13 protein-coding genes and 1 pseudogene are annotated in these 18541 nt (G+C 40.6%); 9 read left to right on the top strand and 5 right to left on the bottom strand.

The genetic code is table 11. The features are described 5' to 3' along the window. Positions 1–136: 136 nt before the first annotated feature. Entirely contained in the window at positions 137–2728 is a 2592-nt protein-coding gene (locus C6N34_RS10765) for a M1 family metallopeptidase (RefSeq protein WP_115538797.1), read from the top strand. Between the two features lie 62 nt (positions 2729–2790). Here the strand turns inward: C6N34_RS10765 and C6N34_RS10760 are convergent, their stop codons facing one another. Then, positions 2791–3531: an amino acid ABC transporter ATP-binding protein gene (locus C6N34_RS10760; RefSeq protein WP_057177448.1), complete on the bottom strand. Its 741-nt coding sequence runs from the start codon at positions 3529–3531 to the stop codon at positions 2791–2793. A gap of 275 nt (positions 3532–3806) precedes the next feature. Between C6N34_RS10760 and C6N34_RS10755 the strand changes: the two genes are divergently transcribed. From C6N34_RS10755 to C6N34_RS10740, 4 genes and pseudogenes are all read left to right on the top strand, one after another. Beyond that, complete coding sequence (locus C6N34_RS10755) at positions 3807–5762, top strand: alkaline phosphatase (protein WP_236107009.1); 1956 nt, start codon at positions 3807–3809, stop codon at positions 5760–5762. Between the two features lie 72 nt (positions 5763–5834). Continuing rightward, the gene (locus tag C6N34_RS10750) at positions 5835–6203 is read left to right on the top strand and encodes a helix-turn-helix domain-containing protein (RefSeq protein ID WP_102981708.1); all 369 of its coding nucleotides are present in this window, start codon (positions 5835–5837) and stop codon (positions 6201–6203) included. After that, positions 6178–6783, top strand: coding sequence for an IS630 family transposase (locus C6N34_RS10745; RefSeq protein ID WP_083383444.1), 606 nt, complete (start codon positions 6178–6180; stop codon positions 6781–6783). Before C6N34_RS10750 ends, C6N34_RS10745 begins: the two co-directional genes overlap by 26 nt. A 1-nt stretch (position 6784) precedes the next feature. Beyond that, positions 6785–8245, top strand: a pseudogene (locus C6N34_RS10740) (alkaline phosphatase); the annotation flags it as partial. A 73-nt stretch (positions 8246–8318) separates the two neighbouring features. Here the strand turns inward: C6N34_RS10740 and C6N34_RS10735 are convergent. The 3 genes from C6N34_RS10735 to C6N34_RS10725 are packed head-to-tail and all read right to left on the bottom strand — an operon-like array spanning position 8319 to position 11409. After that, positions 8319–9341, bottom strand: a complete 1023-nt coding sequence (locus tag C6N34_RS10735; RefSeq protein ID WP_057177446.1) for an amino acid ABC transporter permease — start codon at positions 9339–9341, stop codon at positions 8319–8321. A 38-nt stretch (positions 9342–9379) separates the two neighbouring features. Continuing rightward, the gene (locus C6N34_RS10730; protein WP_115539337.1) at positions 9380–10321 is read right to left on the bottom strand and encodes an amino acid ABC transporter permease; all 942 of its coding nucleotides are present in this window, start codon (positions 10319–10321) and stop codon (positions 9380–9382) included. A 32-nt stretch (positions 10322–10353) separates the two neighbouring features. Then, entirely contained in the window at positions 10354–11409 is a 1056-nt protein-coding gene (locus C6N34_RS10725) for an amino acid ABC transporter substrate-binding protein (protein WP_115539338.1), read from the bottom strand. A 390-nt stretch (positions 11410–11799) separates the two neighbouring features. Here C6N34_RS10725 and C6N34_RS10720 point away from each other — a divergent pair, with 390 nt between their 5' ends. From C6N34_RS10720 to C6N34_RS10705, 4 genes are all read left to right on the top strand, one after another. Next, complete coding sequence (locus C6N34_RS10720; RefSeq protein ID WP_057177443.1) at positions 11800–12441, top strand: DUF3318 domain-containing protein; 642 nt, start codon at positions 11800–11802, stop codon at positions 12439–12441. 333 nt (positions 12442–12774) lie between these two features. Then, on the top strand, positions 12775–13821 hold the full coding sequence (locus tag C6N34_RS10715) for an anti-sigma factor antagonist (RefSeq protein WP_057177441.1): 1047 nt from the start codon (positions 12775–12777) through the stop codon (positions 13819–13821). Between the two features lie 172 nt (positions 13822–13993). Then, the gene (locus C6N34_RS10710) at positions 13994–14797 is read left to right on the top strand and encodes a PhzF family phenazine biosynthesis protein (RefSeq protein WP_115539339.1); all 804 of its coding nucleotides are present in this window, start codon (positions 13994–13996) and stop codon (positions 14795–14797) included. 227 nt (positions 14798–15024) lie between these two features. Further along, complete coding sequence (locus C6N34_RS10705; RefSeq protein ID WP_115539366.1) at positions 15025–17700, top strand: DEAD/DEAH box helicase; 2676 nt, start codon at positions 15025–15027, stop codon at positions 17698–17700. On the opposite strand, the gene C6N34_RS10700 is transcribed toward C6N34_RS10705, so the two are convergent. Further along, complete coding sequence (locus tag C6N34_RS10700) at positions 17607–18503, bottom strand: glutaredoxin family protein (protein ID WP_115539340.1); 897 nt, start codon at positions 18501–18503, stop codon at positions 17607–17609. The two genes, C6N34_RS10705 and C6N34_RS10700, sit on opposite strands and share 94 nt — an antisense overlap. Between the last annotated feature and the right edge of the window lie 38 nt (positions 18504–18541).

Below are 18541 nucleotides of genomic sequence, written 5' to 3'. Positions count from 1 at the left end.
CTTGGGTGATAGAATGGGGGGATTGCTTGTAATCATCAGATTCCAAAGACCATACTGCTCAAGTTAAATTTTGAACAGGGTGCATTATCTATTCTGTTGAAGAAAATGTTCAGGATGACAAGGCTATTAATAAACAATGTTGCAATTCCATTTTGATACAGACAAAAAAAGATACAAATCTTTCGAACTACCAGGAGCTAAACCACATTATAATCCTGATAAGCCAGGACAAGTAGAGCATATTTTTCTGAATTTGAGTTTAGACATTTCCAACCAAATTTGTTTTGGTGATTGTAGCATTAGTCTATTACCAATACGAAATCACATTGATAGATTAGTATTGGATGCTGTCAACCTGAAAATAAAATCTGTCTTAATCAATGAAATTGAGCAGAAGTTTGAACATGATGGAAAAAAGCTTTATATTTACTTGTCTGAAGCTACCCAGTGTGGCAAAAGGCTGTTACTGGCGATCGCCTACTCAGTAGAAAAGCCCCAAAGAGGAATTTACTTTATCCAACCGGACAAATACTACCCCCATAAACCAACTCAGGTATGGACTCAAGGTGAAGACGAAGATTCCCGTTACTGGTTTCCCTGTTTTGATTATCCAGGACAGTTATCCACCTCAGAAATTCGTATTCGCGTGCCCAAACCTCTGATGGCAATTTCCAATGGTGAGTTAATTGATACATTAGAGGATGGAAATCATCAAATTTATCACTGGGTCCAAAAACAAGTACATCCAACCTATTTAATGACCTTAGCTGTCAGTGATTTTTCAGAGATAAAACAGGGGTGGCAAGATAAAACTATCAGTTATTACGTAGAGAAAGGGAGAGAAGCAGATGCTGAACGCAGCTTAGGCAAAACGCCTCGCATGGTAGAATTTTTAAGTCAAAGCTATGGTTATATTTACCCCTATCCCAAATATGCTCAAGTGTGCGTGGATGACTTCATTTTTGGGGGGATGGAAAACACTTCTACCACCCTGCTAACAGATCGATGCTTGCTAGATGAAAGATCCCTCCTAGACAACCGTAATACAGAAAGTTTAGTTGTCCATGAATTGGCGCATCAATGGTTTGGTGACTTATTAGTCATTAAACACTGGTCTCATGCTTGGATTAAGGAAGGGATGGCCTCCTATTCAGAAGTGATGTGGACAGAGCATGAATACGGACCGGAGGAAGCAGCCTACTATCGCTTGTTAGAAGCACGTAGTTATTTAAATGAAGACAGTCATCGTTATCGTCGTCCCATGGTAACTCATGTTTACCGAGAAGCGATAGAACTGTATGATCGCCATATTTACGAAAAAGGTTCCTGTGTTTATCACATGATTCGCGCAGAGCTAGGGGAAGAGCTATTTTGGCAAGCCATTCACACCTTTGTTCAAGATTATGCCCACCAAACCGTAGAAACCATAGATTTATTGCGATCCATAGAAAAAGCGACAGGGAGAAATTTAAGTTTCTTATTTGACCAATACGTTTATCGTGGTGGTCATCCGGATTTTAAAATTACTTACTTTTGGGATGGAGATGTTAACCTAGCAAAACTCACAGTAACTCAAACTCAAGCTAGTGATGAAAGAGATTTATTTGATCTCAAGATTCCCATTGGTTTTGGTTATAGAGCAGAAAAATCCCCCCTGAAAACCTTTACCGTGCGGATTAATGAAAGAGAACAAAGTTTTTACTTTCCTTTGGGAGAAAAACCAGATTTTATCAGTTTTGATGTAGGCAATAATTTTTTAAAAACTGTAGTTTTGGAATATCCCCTACCGGAACTAAAAGCCCAGTTAGAAGGTGACCCCCATCCAGTTTCTCGTATTTATGCAGCAGAAGCACTAGCCAAAAAAGGTGGTTGGGAGGTTGTACAAGCTTTATCCAACGCCTTACAAAACGATCCCTTTTGGGGGGTGAGAGCAGAAGTTGCCAAAAACCTGGCAGAAGTTAAACTAGATCAGGTCTTTGATAGTTTAGTTTCCGGGTTGGGAGATACCAGTCCCTTTGTGCGATTAGCGGTGGTTGAGTCCCTATCTCAAATCAAAACCTATTCTAGTTATCAAGCTGTGAAAGAGCTGGTAGAAAAAGGAGACCAAAGCTATTATGTAGAAGCTGCAGCTTGTCAAAGTTTGGGATTAATTAGTGCTACTAACCTAGATGAAAACATTGATGAAGACACTACAATTAACTTATTGGCATCTGTTTTACAATCAAGAGCAGGTTGGAATGAAATAGTTAGAAGTGGTGCAATTGCTGGATTATCACAATTTAAGACATCAGAAGCTGCCTTAAATTTAGTCTTGGAATACAGCAAACTAGGGGTTTCTCAAGCATTGCGATTATCTGCTATTAGAGCTTTGGGTAAAATTTCCCTAGGTCAAAGTTCAGCCAATCTAGAACGAATTTTAGGTCAATTAGGAGAAATAGCTAAGGAGACATTCTTTTTAACCCAAATCGCTGTAATCACCGCCTTAGGAAAAATGGAAACACCAAAAGCAATTGGCATTTTACAAAGTCTAGCTGATCAAACCTCTGATGGAAGGGTCAGACGCTATGCACAGGAAGAAATTCCGAAAGTTCAAAAGCACATTGGACCGGAAAAAAGTCTCCGTCACATGCGTGAAGAATTAGACCAGCTCAAACAACAAAATCAGGAGTTAAGAAGCCGTCTGGAGAATTTAGAAGCCAAATCCAAGATAGTTGGTAAGCAGGAATGATGCCCATCTAAAACTTGCTAAACAAGTTAGGAAGAGAAACCGGAGAATTGGGTTACTGTATTCTAAAGAATTTGTGATAAAAACTTTCGCGTTCTTTCCTCTTTAGGTGCAGTAAAAAACAAATCCGGGGTTGTGTCTTCGACCAAATAACCTTCATCCATAAAAATCACCCTGTCAGCAACTTCCCTAGCAAAACCAACTTCATGGGTCACCACTACCATGGTCATTCCCTCCCGGGCAAGATTCCGCATCACATCTAAAACCTCCCGCACCATTTCTGGATCCAGGGCGGATGTCGGTTCATCAAATAACATAATTTTCGGTTGCATGGCTAACGCACGCGCTATGGCTACCCGTTGTTGTTGTCCCCCAGATAATTGTCCTGGATATTTATTAGCTTGAGCTAAAATTCCCACTCTTTCTAACAGCTGCATTGCCAATTCTTCTGCTTTAACTTTTGGCAATTTACGCACCCAAATGGGTGCTAGTGTGATGTTTTGTAAGACGGTTAAATGGGGAAATAAGTTAAACTGTTGAAACACCATCCCTGTTTCTGAGCGGATCGCCTCAATATTTTTTAAATCCCTACTCAAGGTAATACCATCAATAATTATTCTCCCCTGTTGATATGCTTCTAGTGCATTAAATGTACGTATGAAGGTTGACTTTCCTGACCCGGATGGGCCCATTAAGACTACTACCTGTCCTCGATCTACTCTTAAACTCACCCCTTTAAGGACATGGAATTTACCATACCATTTATGTACGTCTTCCGCAATAATAACTGCCTTTGGTGTTTTCATGCCTGATATTTTACATTAATCTCACCTAATTATAGCTGATTTATGGTTAAACAATTAGTATTATTTCCCAACAACTCTAATAGACTTTTATCTATGATATATATCATCTTTATGTTATGGTTATAGGAGAGTTGCTATTTTTTAACCTTTAGTTCATTTACTCTTAATCTAAAAATAAACGCGATTTAACAATAATTCATCAAGATAAATATGGGTTAAAAATTTATTCGGTTAAATCTTTTAGACTCTATTTGATTAGGAGTTGATCTAAAAATATGGCTGGAAACCACGTTATTTTCATTCACCCGGATGGAACTAGTCCTTCTCACTTCGCTTTTGCTCGCTTTTTAGACAAAGGTCCTGATGGAAGATTAAACTGGGACAACCTAGAAAAGACCGGAGTATATCTTGGTCACATGGAAGATCAACTGGGTGGAACCTCCAATTCAGGAGCAGTCACCCATGCAACAGGAGCCAAGGCCTATGCAGAGTCCTTTGGTTTTGAAGCGGGAAACACTCCGATTGTTTCTCTGGATGGTAGTAATAAAACCATTGTAGAAGCAGCTCGGGATGCTGGTAAGGTAACTGCTCTAGTTCAATCTGGTGCCATTTATGAACCGGGAACTGCGGCCTTTGTCGCCAAAACAAAGGAAATTGTTAATCCTGATGGTTCCCGCATAGTACCCCGGGCTCAAGCTGCAGAAATCGCTAAACAGGTAATTGACTCCGGTGTGGATTTCATTATGGGTGGTGGGGAATTAAACCTATTACCCGTGGGAACCAATGGATTTCATGGTACTGCGGCACAGCTTGATGCTGTAAGTACAAATTCTTTACAGCGCCCCACGGAAAACCTGATAGAGAAAGCTAAAACTCTGGGCTATACGGTTGTTTACAACAAAGACCAACTTAACTCTTTACTTACTCTACCCACACCCCCGACTAAGGTATTAGGTGTTTTCGCAATCGTTCACACTTTCAATGACCGAGCTGAAGAAGTATTAGCAGGACAGAACCTCCCCTTATATTCACCAACAGCTCCTACCATTGGGGAGATGTTGGATGTAACCCAAAAGTTGATGGAACGTCATCCCAACTTCAGTAAGGGATCCATTACCATTCTGGAAGAGGAAGGAACAGACAACTTTGGTAATAATAACAATGCTTCTGGAACCCTGGAAGCTCTGCGTCGTACTGATGCGGCTATTGGGGTGGCTATGGACTTTGTTAAAAAGTATGAAAATACGCTGATTATTACCGCTGCAGATAGTGATGCCGGTGGTCTGCAAATCCGTGATCCTCTGGGAACTGGTAATGTAGGCAATATTAACAATAACCCCATTGACAGCACTTCAGCACGAAACGTACCAATGGATGGTCGAACAGGAGTAGCTAGTCCTCCATTTGTGTCCGCTCCCGATGCTGATGGTGATCTTTTTAACTTTGGTGTTGCTTGGGCGGGTCTTCCTGATTTTAGTGGTTCCATTATCTCCAAAGCCCATGGTCTAAATGCAGATAGGTTACCGCCCACTTTAGATAACACCAAAATCTATGAGTTGATGTACGAGACCTTGTTTGAAAAAGAACTGACGGCTCGTAATCCTGCTGATAATAACTTGGCCGCTCCTGCTGCTACAAAACCAACGGGGAATGTGATATTTATTCATCCGGATGGTACTAGCCCTTCTCACTTCATGGCCCTGCGAAACGTTGATTTGGGACCAGATGGCAGACTCAACTGGGATAAAATGTCCCACGCTGGAGTTTACCTCGGTCACATGGAAAACCAACTCACGGGAACCTCTAATGCAGGAGCTGTTACCCATGCTAATGGTGTCAAGGTGTTTAATGAGTCCTTTGGACTAAATGAAGATAATTCCATTGTTACCCCGGCTTCTGGTAAAGTTGGCTACACCATCCTAGAAGAGGCGATCGCCTCTGGTAAAGCAACAGCCCTAATTCAGTCTGGTCACATTGGTGAGCCTGGAACTGCGGCTTTTGCAGCTGCTACAACCAACCGAGATGGGGACAATATTCGCGCTCGGGATAAAACAGCGGAAATTGCGGAGCAGGTGATTCGCTCTGGTACTCAAATAATCATGGCTGGGGGCGAGGTTTATTTATTACCCAAGGGTACTACTGGTTTCCATGTTACTGCTGCCATTGATGCGGAATACACTGATGCAGCTGATCGTCCAACCATTAACCTAATTACAGCAATTTTCATGTAGTTAAACTACAAAATAAGATAAGCTATAATAAGGGTAATAAACTAAAATAGAGTAGAAGTACTGTCAAATTATATGCCAAAACCTTATTCAATAGATTTGCGTAATCGCGTGATTGTAGCATGGGTTGCTCAAGAGGGATCTCAACGCCAGTTGGCAGAAAGATTCAAGGTCAGCTTATCATTTGTGAGAAATTTAGTACGTCGTTATCGTGAAACTGGGCAAGTTGAGCCAAAGCAATGTGGAGGATATGAAAAGCCTGTAATTGCAGGCCAATATTTAAACATGATCAAGTCTTGGCTGGATGAGAAAAATGATTTACTACTTTCAGAATTGTGCGATCGCCTGAGAGAAACGACGGGCACTAGTGTTAGTATCACAACCATGCATCGAGCCTTAGAAAAGTTGGGTCTACGTCATAAAAAAAAGTCTAAATGCCAGTGAACAGGAGACTCCACGTGTTCAAGAATTAAGGCATGATTATCGTCGTTGGGTAGATACAGTTGATATTAGAAATTTAGTGTTTTTAGATGAATCGGGGATAAATTTAGGGATGTCAAGGTTGTTTGCCAGAAGCCAAGATGGACAAAGAGCAATTGGTAGCGTACCAGGAAACAAGGGCAAAAATATTTCTCTGATTGGGGCTTTAAATATGGATGGAATTCTGGCAGCAATGACTGTAGAGGGAAGCACAAATACAGAAGTATTTCTCACTTATGTAAATCAGGTTTTAGTACCTCAATTATGGAAAGGGGCTATTGTTGTTATGGATAATTTAAAGGTTCATTATGCCGAGCGCGTGAGATTGTCAATTGAATCAGTCGGTGCAAAAGTTAAGTTTTTACCCCCCTATTCTCCAGACTTATCTCCGATAGAATTGTGTTGGTCAAAATTAAAGCAATTTCTCCGTAGTCGGGAGGCACGAACATTAGAAGCCCTAAATGAGGCCATGACAAGTGCAGTAAATTATATTACAGCAGAGGATGCGCTTAATTGGTTCAATCATTGTGGTTTATTTACATGAAAACTGCTGTAACCTGGCTAAATCCCTCGGCTACACCGTGGTTTACACGGAGGAGCAAATGAATGCAGCAGTTGCTACTGCTACTGCTAACACCAAGCTCCTAGGGGTTTTTGCCGCCAACCACACCTTTGATGATCGTCGGGAAGAGTCTCTAGGACTGAACACCAACAGTCCTTTACCTCTGTATGTGAGTACAGCTCCCACAGTGGCGGAAATGTTAACAGCATCATTAAAAATTCTTCGTCAAGACCCCCAGGGATTCTTTGTGGTCATAGAAGAGGAAGGAACTGATAACTTTGCCAATAATAACAACGCGGTAGGAACCATAGAAGCTCTACGCCGAGCTGATGCGGCTATAGGCGTAGCTATGGACTATGTTAAACAAGACCCTAATACTCTGGTAATAACAGCAGCAGACAGTGATGCTGGTGGGATGCAGGTGTTTCAATTTGCTCCTTACAACCGTCCCAGTGGTAACTTTGATGCTAATAAACCGAATTTAGCTAATAGCCAACCTGAAGTACCATTCATTGGAGTTAACCCGACAACTACCAACAATAACCGGGCATTTTTGGATGGTCCCAAAGGTAGTACTGGTACTGCTGCGGAACCCTGGATTCCCTTTGCTGCTAAGAATAGTATTGATGGACCCATGGGTAATTTTGGGATTGCTTGGGTGGGAACTCCTGATTTTCCTGGTAGTATTGTTTCCAAGGCCTACGGAATGAATGCTGATAAGCTACCCGGTACTGTAGATAATACTCAAATTTATGATCTAATGTATCAAACTCTGTTCGGTGTAACACCAGAATTTGCTGCTACCCAACAGGAAGTGAAATTAGTTTCTGGTACTTCAGGTAATGATGTATTGGTTGCGGGTGCTAACTCCAGTCCTAGCTCCTTTGACGGTATTAATGACCTGGTATTTACTGGTGCGGGCGCTGATACGGTGGATGCTTCTACCGCAGCTTCTGCTATTGCCGGAAATAATAGCGTCTTTACCGGTAGTGGTGGAGATGAAATATATCTCAACAATAGCGATCGCATTTTTGGCGGTAGTGGTAATGATATATTTTATGCCACAGATGCCAGTGGCTACCGTATATCCGGTGGTACTGGGAATGACACATTCCACCTAGGTGCGAATGGTCGTGCTTTAGGTGGTGATGGTGATGACCGGTTCTTTGTGGGTGAAGGTGGAGGTAATGTAATCTCCGGTGGTGCTGGTGTAGATCAGTTTTGGATTCTGACTGATAACCCCACTTTGTTGAAAACCCCCAATACAATTGTTGACTACACCATTGGTACTGACGTAATTGGCATTACTAATCAGGTTGCTACATCTGTAAGCGACTTGACCTTTAGTGGTAGTAACATCAGCATCAATGGTGTGTTAGTTGCTACTCTTAACGGTGTGAATGCTGCAAGTGCAACTTTTGTTTTTGCTAGTCCTAACATTTAATTACGAATTAAGTTAGAGCAATCTTGGTTGTGCGTTCCCTGGGTCTTTTACGAAGATCCAGGGAACTTCCATTCTAGGTTTCTAACCTACGTGCAGCTAGGGACATGGAATAACAAAATAGCCAATACACTGCGCCAATAAATATATAAACCTCCATGTATGTACCCAGAAATTGTGGTTGTGCTAAAATAGAGCGGGCAATTCCGGTTAATTCCACTAAACCCACTAGGGACAGTAATGAGGTATCCTTGAATAAACCAATAAACTGTCCTACAATTGTAGGGATTACCACTCGTAAAGCTTGAGGTAATACAACCAATATCAGGAGTAAAAAGGTATTTAAACCCAATGCTCTTGCTGCTTCAAATTGTCCTTTAGGTATGGATTGCAGTCCCCCGCGCACATTTTCTGCCATATAAGCAGCACTAAATAAAACTAGTCCTGCAACACCTCTAACTAATCTGTCTAAACGCCAGTCGGCAGGTAGAAACAGAGGTAACATCACCTGGGCAATAAACAAAATTCCTATGAGCGGTAAACCTCTAACTAGCTCAATGTAGAGAATAGAAAACCAGCGAATTACAGGTAATTCACTATTTCTTCCCAATGCTAATAGTACACCCAGAGGAAAGGAAAGTGCTATACTAACAAATGCCATTAACAAGGTTAATAAAAGTCCATTCCACAGATTTGTAGGAACAGATTGTAACCCAAAACCGCCACCAAGTAACCAAATAGTAATGATAAAAGTTAATAACCATATAGGTGCTAACAGAGGTCTAATTAACTGATAAGCTTTTTGAAGCAATTGGTTTTTAGGCAAATGATATTTTTGCATCAACCCATGCCAAGTTATCAACCCTATAATAGAATTGATTGCCAAAGCTAACCAGATTCGCCAATATAAGGACCGGGGGAATCTCCCAACTAAAAATAAATGGATATTTACCGTGACAACTTGCCATTTGGCTTGATTAAATATCCAAAATAATACGCCTTTACCTAGGAAAAATAAAGCAATTACACAAACTATAGTTAATACCCCATTGTACCAGTTATTAAATAGATTTTTTCTAAGCCAAATTAGCTGATCCATAATTTAGTTATCCATAACTAGTTTGAGCAAAGTGATTATTATCTTTCTTTAATTTGAACAGTGCGATTGACTAAATTCATTACTATAGAAATAGTTAAGCTTAAAGTTAAATAGGTGATCATCAATAAAATCATGACTTCCACAGCTTTTCCTGTTTGGTTAAAGGTGGTGGAAGCGACAAAATAAATATCTGGATAACCAATAGCGATCGCTAAACTAGAATTTTTCATCAAATTCAAATATTGACTGGTAAGTGGGGGAACAATCAGCTTTAAAGCCTGGGGAAAGATTATCAACCTCATTAACAAACCAGGTCTTAATCCTAGGGATAATCCCGCTTCTCGCTGTCCCTGGGAGACTGACTTTATACCCGCTCTGACAATTTCTGCAATAAAAGCACCGGTGTAAAATGTCAGACCTAATAACAGGGTACAAAATTCTGGAGTTAGGTTAACTCCCTCATAGGTGAGGGCGGGTAAATCTATGCCATTTTGACTCAGGTAACCTAAACCAAAAAGAGAAATTTTATTTTCTGGTTTTGGTAGAGATAGAAAAACTCCAAAATACCAAAATAACAACTGCAATAATAAAGGGGTGTTTCTAAAAATCTCCACGTAAACTAAACTGATATTTCTTACTAACCAATTATCAGATAAACGCCCTATACCAGCAGTTATTCCCACAACCGTAGCGAACAAAATTCCTAAAGTTGCTACTCGCAAGGAATTAACTAGTCCCACAGCTAAAGCTCGCCCATAGGAGTCTGTGGGATGATACTTAACTAGGGTTTCGCCAATGTCAAAAGATGCTTGTTGCCCAAGAAAATCCCACCCCAAACTAATACCCAACTGTCGTAAATTATGGCTGGCATTGTTCCACAGGATATTCACTACACCAAAAGCTAGAATTATGGCTAAAACCTGTATGGCAACTTGCCAAAAACGATAATTACGCCATATTGGTGGTTGGGAATTAGTCATTGGTTATCTTCTCCAATATCACTGGTTGGGAACTAACGAAATGGTGGAGAATAGAGTAAGCCACCTTTGCTATAAAGTTCATTTTGTCCACGAGGGAGATTCAGTTTGGTTTTAGACCCTAAATTGCGATCGTAAATTTCCCCGTAGTTACCAACATGCTTAATTATTCGAGCGGCAAAATCATTGGTTAAACCTATACCTTGACCTAGGTTACCTTCTGTGCCTAAAAAACGTTTAATTTCCGGATCCTTACTATTAGCAAATTGGGATATATTTTGAGAGTTAATGCCTAACTCTTCAGCCTTGATTAGAGCGTAAACACTCCATTTAACAATGTTATGCCATTGGGGGTCTCCCTGAGCAACTGCAGGAGCTAAAGGTTCTGAAGAAAGTAATTCATTCAGAACAATATTATCTTCAGGTTTGGGTAGGGTAGTACGTCGGGAAATTAAGGCTGAACGATCAGCTGTTATGGCATCACAACGACCTTCCGAATAGGTAGCAAAGGTAACGTTAATATCTTCAAAAACTACGGGTTTATAACTAATGCCCCGCCTCCGCATTTGGTCAGCTAAATTTTGTTCTGTGGTTGTACCTGTTTGGGTGCAGATAGCTTTGTTTTTTAAATCAGCTAAGGAATTAATGCCACTATTTTTACGGATCATGATCCCTTGACCATCATATAGTACCACGGGTGAAAAATATAGACCCATAGAAGTGTCACGACTAAAAGTCCATGTTGTATTACGGCTAAGTAAATCCACTTCACCAGTTTGTAAAGCAGTGAATCTTTCTTTAGCACTAAGATTACGAAACTCTACTTTGTCCGGATTGTCAAATAAGGCAGCTGAAACAGCACGACAAACATCCACATCAATACCAGCATATTTACTATCGGTTTGCACAAAGCTAAATCCAGGTAACTCACCACTAACACCACAAACTAAACGGAGATTGGTTTTAACTTTGCCAGTAGTATTGCGTGGTTGTACTGTTGATGTAGATGTGCTGCTAGTAGGACTGCTATTGCAACCTAAAAGGGTGAAAATAAGAGGAGCAACTGCTAAAAACAAAAATGATTTTGCCATAATTTTGCTACAATGGTAAATGTCGGGATAAACTCGGGGAGAATTATAGTAAATTTTCTTAGTTACTGTCAATAGTTTCAACTATATAACCTTTACTCCCCATTATTTTCACTATGTGATGATGTCTGGGGTTTTAAACAGTAATTGTAGCCATTCTCACATTCTTTAAACCAATAGTTAATGTTCTAACTAGCTCCAATCATGTAAGTTTTCAAACAAACCTCAAACCAATAGGATTCGACTGCTTCACTTTCTCTCAAAAATATCCATAGCAAGTTAAGATGGTTGTGGTAGAGTTTCCAAATTCTCTTCCGGGTCATGATACCACCATGACTGTCCACATAGTCGTTTTTTAGTAAATATTAACAAACTGATATCGCTTGAATTTTTATGACATCATACACAACTTCCTCTGCTAAGGCAGAAATGAGCGAACTTAGACGATTAAAGAGTCTACTTCCACCAGAATTACAAAGTTGGGTAATTGTGGAAGGAACAACAGAAGTCAGTCCTCCTTTGATTCGTTCTGAAGAAATTGGTAAAGACCAAGTGGAGATTCAAATTGATTTAATTAAGTGGGATGCCTTAGCTATGGACCAGCGTAACCTCCTATTTTGGCATGAGGTGGGACGTATTCAAAATGATACTATTCCTAAAGATGGGTGGGAAATGGCTGCGTTGGCTATTGGTTTAGGTGGTGCTGTAGGTGAATTGTGGGTGCAGGATGGATTATTATTAGTTTTAGCTTTAGCTCTTTGTGGAGTTTCTGGCTGGCGACTATATCAAAAAAATAATGGCGCAAAGCAAACAAAAGAGTTAATTGATGCTGATGAAAAAGCTATTAATTTAGCTACGCGATTTGGTTATACTTTACCTAATGCCTATAAAAGTTTAGGAAGTGCTCTTAAAACCTTAATTGATACTACCCCAGGTAAGCGTCAGCGTTACCGTTACGAAGCTAGGCTTTCTGCTCTTAAACGTAGTGCTAATAAAGCCAAATCTAGATCTAACAATGTAGATGAAAATTACTAATTCAACTACCTATTTCTAAATATAAAGTTTTGTGTTGTTCTAGTGGAAAAAATGAAAGTTTATCGACATTTCCAAAAAAGGTAAGCAAGATACTTTTCGTCAATATAGGGAAATTTATCATAGGAGCAAACAGTCTAAACTGTTTTCTATTCGTAAAGTAGCCACTAGCATCTATCCTTAGAAACATAATTATTAGTTGAAACTAGTTGAGAACCTCTACCCCTTGGGTAGGGGATAAACAGTGGGAAAGATTTACCCTGGAGATGTTTATTTTTACTTAAAACTAAACATTCCGGGTGGGTGAGCGTGGTGGAATCTTAGCTTAATCTGTAGATGGTAACCCAAGTTGATAGCTTCATGACTGGAAAATTCGCAGAAATAGATCTTCCGGTTCATTATCTGGAAGGTACGATGGTAGTCCAGGCTTCAAATCGTCTCAGCGTAAATGAAGCCATTTGCTTTAAAAAGACCTGCCGAGATCTAATTGAGTCTAACCTAGATTCTAAAGTTCTATTGATAGACTTGAATAACACAACTTTTATGGATAGTAGTGGGCTGGGGGCTTTAGTCAGTAGTTTTAAGTCCGCTCAAGAAAAGGAGATAGAATTTATACTTGATAATGTGACCCCACAAGTGATGGCAGTCCTGAATTTAACGGGATTAGATCAGGTATTTATAATTAAATCTTCTGTAACTAATAAAACCTCAGAATTGACTAACTCCGGAAATAGTCGTGGCAGTAATTGTAGACTAGAAGACCTACCAGCAACTCATCCTTGCGTAAAGTCTCGGATGAAAAGAATTATTGATATAGTTGGGTCTTTAGTAGGGTTAGTAATTACAGCATGTTTATTGATTCCCATTGGGATTGCCATCAGCATCAATGATCCAGGTCCGATTTTTTTTAGACAGATCCGTTGTGGGTGGATGGGTAAACGTTTTTATATTTGGAAGTTCCGTTCCATGTGTGTAGATGCGGAAGCTAAAAAGTCCCAGGTAAAAAATCAAGTAGCTGGGGCATTTTTTAAAAATGATCATGACCCTAGAATCACTAAGGTAGGACGTTTTTTGCGTCGTACCAGTTTGGATGAACTGCCACAATTTTGGAACGTGTTAAAAGGGGAAATGAGTTTAGTTGGTACTCGTCCACCCACCCCTGATGAAGTGGAATTATACGAAGTGCCAGAATGGCAACGCTTGGATGTAAAACCAGGGATGACTGGGGAATGGCAAGTAAATGGTCGCTCCAAAGTACGCAATTTTGAGGATGTTATTCGTCTAGACCTACAGTATCAGAAAAATTGGAGTTTAGTTTACGATTTGCAATTAATTGTTAAAACTATATCCATTTTATTTAATAAAAACAGTGGTGCTGTTTAAATCCTCGGGCAAATCCGGAATCTATTGTGGTTAATGGCTTCTAGGTGGGTGGAATTAAACATAAGATGAACGTAGGTTGGGTTGAGGAACGAAACCCAACGCCCCCATGGGTTACCCTACCACTAACCCATCCTACAAATAATTGTGCCTCCCTACTTAATATAACAATAACATGAGAATCACTAACCAAAAAATTATCCAAGTTGACGCTTTTACCAACAAACCATTTCAAGGTAATCCTGCTGCGGTTTGCGTGTTGACCAATGCTGAATCTGATAAGTGGATGCAGCAAGTAGCTCAAGAAATGAATTTATCAGAAACAGCTTTTTTGCTACCAGAGAATGACGGTTTCAATTTACGGTGGTTCACGCCAACCACAGAAGTTCCCCTGTGCGGTCATGCTACCTTAGCTAGTGCCCACGTTCTTTGGTCAGAAGGATATTTATCACCGGAACAAACAGCCCGGTTTTATACTAAAAGTGGCTTATTGATTGCGAAAAAGCAAGATGATTGGATTGAATTAGATTTTCCCGTTAATCATTCCCAAATTGTGGAACCACTACCTTTGCTAAATGAGGTTTTAGGAGTTGGTTACAAATCAGTTTCTTTGAACTCCCTTGGTTATTTAGTGGAATTGGCCTCCCCACAATTAGTCCGACAAATACAGCCAGATTTGCAACAAATGAGACTGTTACCAGTCAGGAACGTGATTGTTACCAGTACTGGTGATCTGGAATATGATTTTGTATCTCGTTTTTTTGCCCCCGGTTTTGGTATTGACGAAGATCCAGTAACTGGTGCTGCACATTGTTGTTTAGCGCCCTTTTGGCGACATAAACTGCAAAAAGATAGTTTTTTAGCTTATCAAGCTTCTCAACGGGGCGGAATAGTGAAAGTGACCTATTCAGGAGGAAATCGGGTTTTTTTAAGCGGACAGGCTATTACCATCATCCGTGGTGAATTGGTGAATTATTAAGTGGGACTTACTGAAAACCCCCCATCCTCCACCATATCCATTTATAATGGTGGGAAGTACAGTTCCTCCAGTATGTGCAGGGGGCACACAGTCACCCACAAATATTGTTCAACAATCCGCAAATTCAGGATGGTTACAGTTATGAATTTTCAGGTGGCGAATCAATTCGCCCAGATGTTACTTCCAGGTCTTGTGATAGCATCATCCTCCTCAGAGTGGAGGTTCTAGTGAACAATCACACTCCATCCCCTTTAGAAATTGACCTACAGTCAATTTTTCCCTTTGAACTCGATCAATTTCAACTAGATGCGATCGCATCTTTAAATGATGGAAAATCAGTAGTTGTCTGTGCTCCGACAGGATCTGGTAAGACCTTAATTGGTGAATATGCCATTTATCGGGCTTTATCTCGTGGTAAAAGGGTATTTTACACTACTCCCCTAAAAGCCTTATCCAATCAAAAGTTACGGGACTTTCGAGAAAAATTTGGTTTTGAGCAGGTGGGACTGCTCACGGGAGATGCTTCTGTAAACCGGGAAGCACCGATTATTGTGATGACCACGGAAATTTTCCGTAATATGCTTTATGGTACCCCTATAGGACAAATTGGGGTATCTTTGACCAATGTTGAGGCTGTGGTCTTAGATGAATGCCACTACATGAATGATCAGCAGCGAGGTACGGTTTGGGAGGAATCCATAATTTACTGTCCCCAGGAGGTCCAGTTGGTTGCTCTTTCTGCTACTGTGGAAAATAGCGACCAACTAACGGATTGGTTAAATCGGGTTCATGGTCCGACAGATTTAATTTACTCTGATTTTCGTCCCGTTCCCCTGGAGTTTCACTTCTGCAACCCCAAAGGTTTATTTCCCCTACTCAATGAGAGTAAGACCAAAATTAATTCCAGGTTAATCAAACGGGGTAAGAAGGGGATTGGGGAGAGGGGTTATGGTAATCGTCCCGAACCGCCAACTATAGTTTATACCCTCAATCAATTATTCGAGAGGGATATGTTACCAGCAATTTTCTTTATTTTCAGCCGTCGTGGTTGTGATAAAGCCGTTTCAGAAGTTAGCGACCTATGGCTGGTCAATAATGAAGAATCCCAAATATTACGAGTACAAATTGATGAATTTTTAACCCGCAATCCGGAAGCTGGACGTTCTGGACAAATTGCTCCCCTGTATAAAGGTATTGCAGCACACCATGCAGGCATATTACCAGCTTGGAAGTTACTAGTTGAAGAGCTATTTCAGCAGGGTCTAATTAAAGTTGTATTTGCCACAGAGACTTTAGCGGCAGGTATTAACATGCCTGCGCGAACCACAGTAATATCAACTCTTTCCAAGCGAACTGATAATGGACATCGACTATTGAAGGCTTCTGAGTTTTTACAGATGTCCGGTCGTGCAGGTAGAAGAGGAATGGATAAACAGGGTCACGTAGTAACCCTACAAACACCCTTTGAGGGAGCAAGAGAAGCTGCATATTTAGCCACATCCCCTGCGGATCCCCTAGTGAGTCAGTTTACCCCCAGTTATGGCATGGTGTTAAACCTGTTGCAAACCCATACATTAGAACAAGCTAAGGAACTAATAGAGCGCAGTTTTGGTCAGTACATGGCGACTTTATATTTAAAGCCAGAATACGACGAAATTGAGGAAATTAAGGCAGAACTGGCAAAAATTGAGGAAGAATTAAGTGCCATAGACGAAAATGAAATTACCCTTTATGAAAAGTTGAAACAGATTTTAAAGGTAGAGCTACATATATTTAGAACCTTACAGGAGCAACTAAGGGAAGAAAGAGAGTCTGAATTGTATATGATGCTAGAATTTGCCGTCAAAGGTACCCTTTTGAGCTTGAGAGATAAAAACACGACAGCTACCCTACCAATGACAGCCATATTATATAGTAAAGTGCCAGAAACTGGTCCAAGTTCCTTCATTATTTGCTTGGGCAAGAATAATCGTTGGTATTCAGCTACAAACTCAGATGTAATTGAAGTACATGCTCACATATCTAGGGTAGAAGTGCCAGAAAGTATTATACCCCCTATAGAGCTAGGATTAAAAAAGGGTTATTCTTGGCGAGGAGATGCACAGACAGCACAAATAGCGGATTTTATTCCAGATACGACAGAGTTTTTGTACATGACACCGGAGTTAGCAAATCAACTCAATCGGGTAGTGTCTATACAGTCACAAATGGAAAAGAATTCCGTACATCAGTCGGGGAAAATTGGGCATATATTTAAGCAGAAAGCCGAGTTTGTGGAATTAAAATCATATCTGGAGGGTTTAGAGAAGAAGGTAAAACGAAACTCTGAGGAACATTGGGAGCAGTTTCTGAACTTGATTAGGATTCTACAACATTTTGACGCCCTAGACAATTTGGCACCCACACACTTGGGACAAATGGCGTCCACCATTAGGGGTGAGAATGAATTATGGTTAGGATTAGCTATAGATAGTGGTGAACTAGATAATTTAGATCCCCATCACCTAGCAGCAGCAGTAGCAGCACTAGTCACGGAAACACCACGACCTGATAGTAGGGTAAGTTTTAATTTGAGTAATGAGGTAGGGAGTGCCCTGTCAAAGTTGCGTAATATTAGACGTAAGTTATTTCAAGTTCAACATCGCTATCATGTTGCTCTACCTATATGGTTAGAATTTGAACTGATTGCTATTGTGGAACAATGGGCCCTGGGAACCAAATGGTTACAACTTTGTGCCATGACCACTTTAGATGAGGGTGATGTGGTTAGGTTATTAAGGCGAACTCTTGATTTGTTATCACAAATTCCTCATGCTCCCTTTGTGAGCGAGTCTTTGCGGAAAAACGCTGGAAGGGCGATGCAGTTAATCGACCGTTTCCCCGTCAATGAGGTAGCGGGATAAATTGGACCTAATTTTTGTACTTGTTGATAACCAATTTCTTGTGAAACATTGTTGGGAGAACCTATAGATTTTACAGACTGGGGACTGAGCGATGAGAAAATCAGCATAGCACCCATAATCGTCATAATACTATTTTCTGCAAAGCTGACGATTCCCAAAGGTGCTTTGGAATTTCCACCAATACAGGCACAGTTCAATGCCATTTTGTCTATATACACCGCCTTAAAAACAGCCACAGCACCGCTCATACCCAATATTAATGAGCCAACTCCGGTAAATAGTGGCGCTATATTCGATAGAAATCCCAAACCAATGGCCAGCTCCGCAAAAGGATAGAGTTTGCTATAGTGCTGGAACCGCTGGGTAATTAGGTCATACTTCTTGAAGCTGGTGGTAAAGCTATCAATATCCATCAATTTCAAGGAGGCCAGCATGGAAAGGGAAATACCCATAAATCCAGTTAGTCCCAAGGAGGTAGAAAGTGCTACTAATCCTGCAGTGGAAAATAGAGCAATCACCGGTGTGTAGGAGTACTCAGGAGTGATTGCTTGCACGGAAAAATACTTGGCAAGATCTGAATATCCACCTAAGCGCCGATCTCCAATAAAGATTTGGGGGGTGGTAGAAACTCCGTATTGTGCCTTAAAAGCATCAACTTCTATCTGTGAACGCAGCAGAATATCCTCAAAGGGAATGCCATGCTCAGTCAGCAATTTAATTGCCCGTAGTCCCCAAGGACACTGATGTTCAGGGGTTGACATTCGGTAGACTTTCACTGGTGCATTGAATAAAACATTAGTCATTTATGTTAGTGTATATATTGTCCTCCATACAATATACA

The sequence above is a fragment of the Cylindrospermopsis raciborskii Cr2010 genome (genome assembly GCF_003367075.2).
GTDB classification, from domain to species: Bacteria; Cyanobacteriota; Cyanobacteriia; order Cyanobacteriales; family Nostocaceae; genus Raphidiopsis; species Raphidiopsis raciborskii.
Note: the sequence above shows the minus strand (reverse complement) of the source record. Positions and strands in the feature narration are given on the sequence as shown.

Coding starts and splice junctions, on each gene's coding strand:
- C6N34_RS10725 (WP_115539338.1), bottom strand. CDS start 11,409: ATGGCAAAATCATTTTTGTTTTTAGCAGTTGCTCCTCTTATTTTCACC.
- C6N34_RS10735 (WP_057177446.1), bottom strand. CDS start 9,341: ATGGATCAGCTAATTTGGCTTAGAAAAAATCTATTTAATAACTGGTAC.
- C6N34_RS10710 (WP_115539339.1), top strand. CDS start 13,994: ATGAGAATCACTAACCAAAAAATTATCCAAGTTGACGCTTTTACCAAC.
- C6N34_RS10755 (WP_236107009.1), top strand. CDS start 3,807: ATGGCTGGAAACCACGTTATTTTCATTCACCCGGATGGAACTAGTCCT.
- C6N34_RS10765 (WP_115538797.1), top strand. CDS start 137: ATGTTGCAATTCCATTTTGATACAGACAAAAAAAGATACAAATCTTTC.
- C6N34_RS10730 (WP_115539337.1), bottom strand. CDS start 10,321: ATGACTAATTCCCAACCACCAATATGGCGTAATTATCGTTTTTGGCAA.
- C6N34_RS10700 (WP_115539340.1), bottom strand. CDS start 18,503: ATGACTAATGTTTTATTCAATGCACCAGTGAAAGTCTACCGAATGTCA.
- C6N34_RS10760 (WP_057177448.1), bottom strand. CDS start 3,531: ATGAAAACACCAAAGGCAGTTATTATTGCGGAAGACGTACATAAATGG.
- C6N34_RS10750 (WP_102981708.1), top strand. CDS start 5,835: ATGCCAAAACCTTATTCAATAGATTTGCGTAATCGCGTGATTGTAGCA.
- C6N34_RS10720 (WP_057177443.1), top strand. CDS start 11,800: ATGACATCATACACAACTTCCTCTGCTAAGGCAGAAATGAGCGAACTT.
- C6N34_RS10715 (WP_057177441.1), top strand. CDS start 12,775: ATGGTAACCCAAGTTGATAGCTTCATGACTGGAAAATTCGCAGAAATA.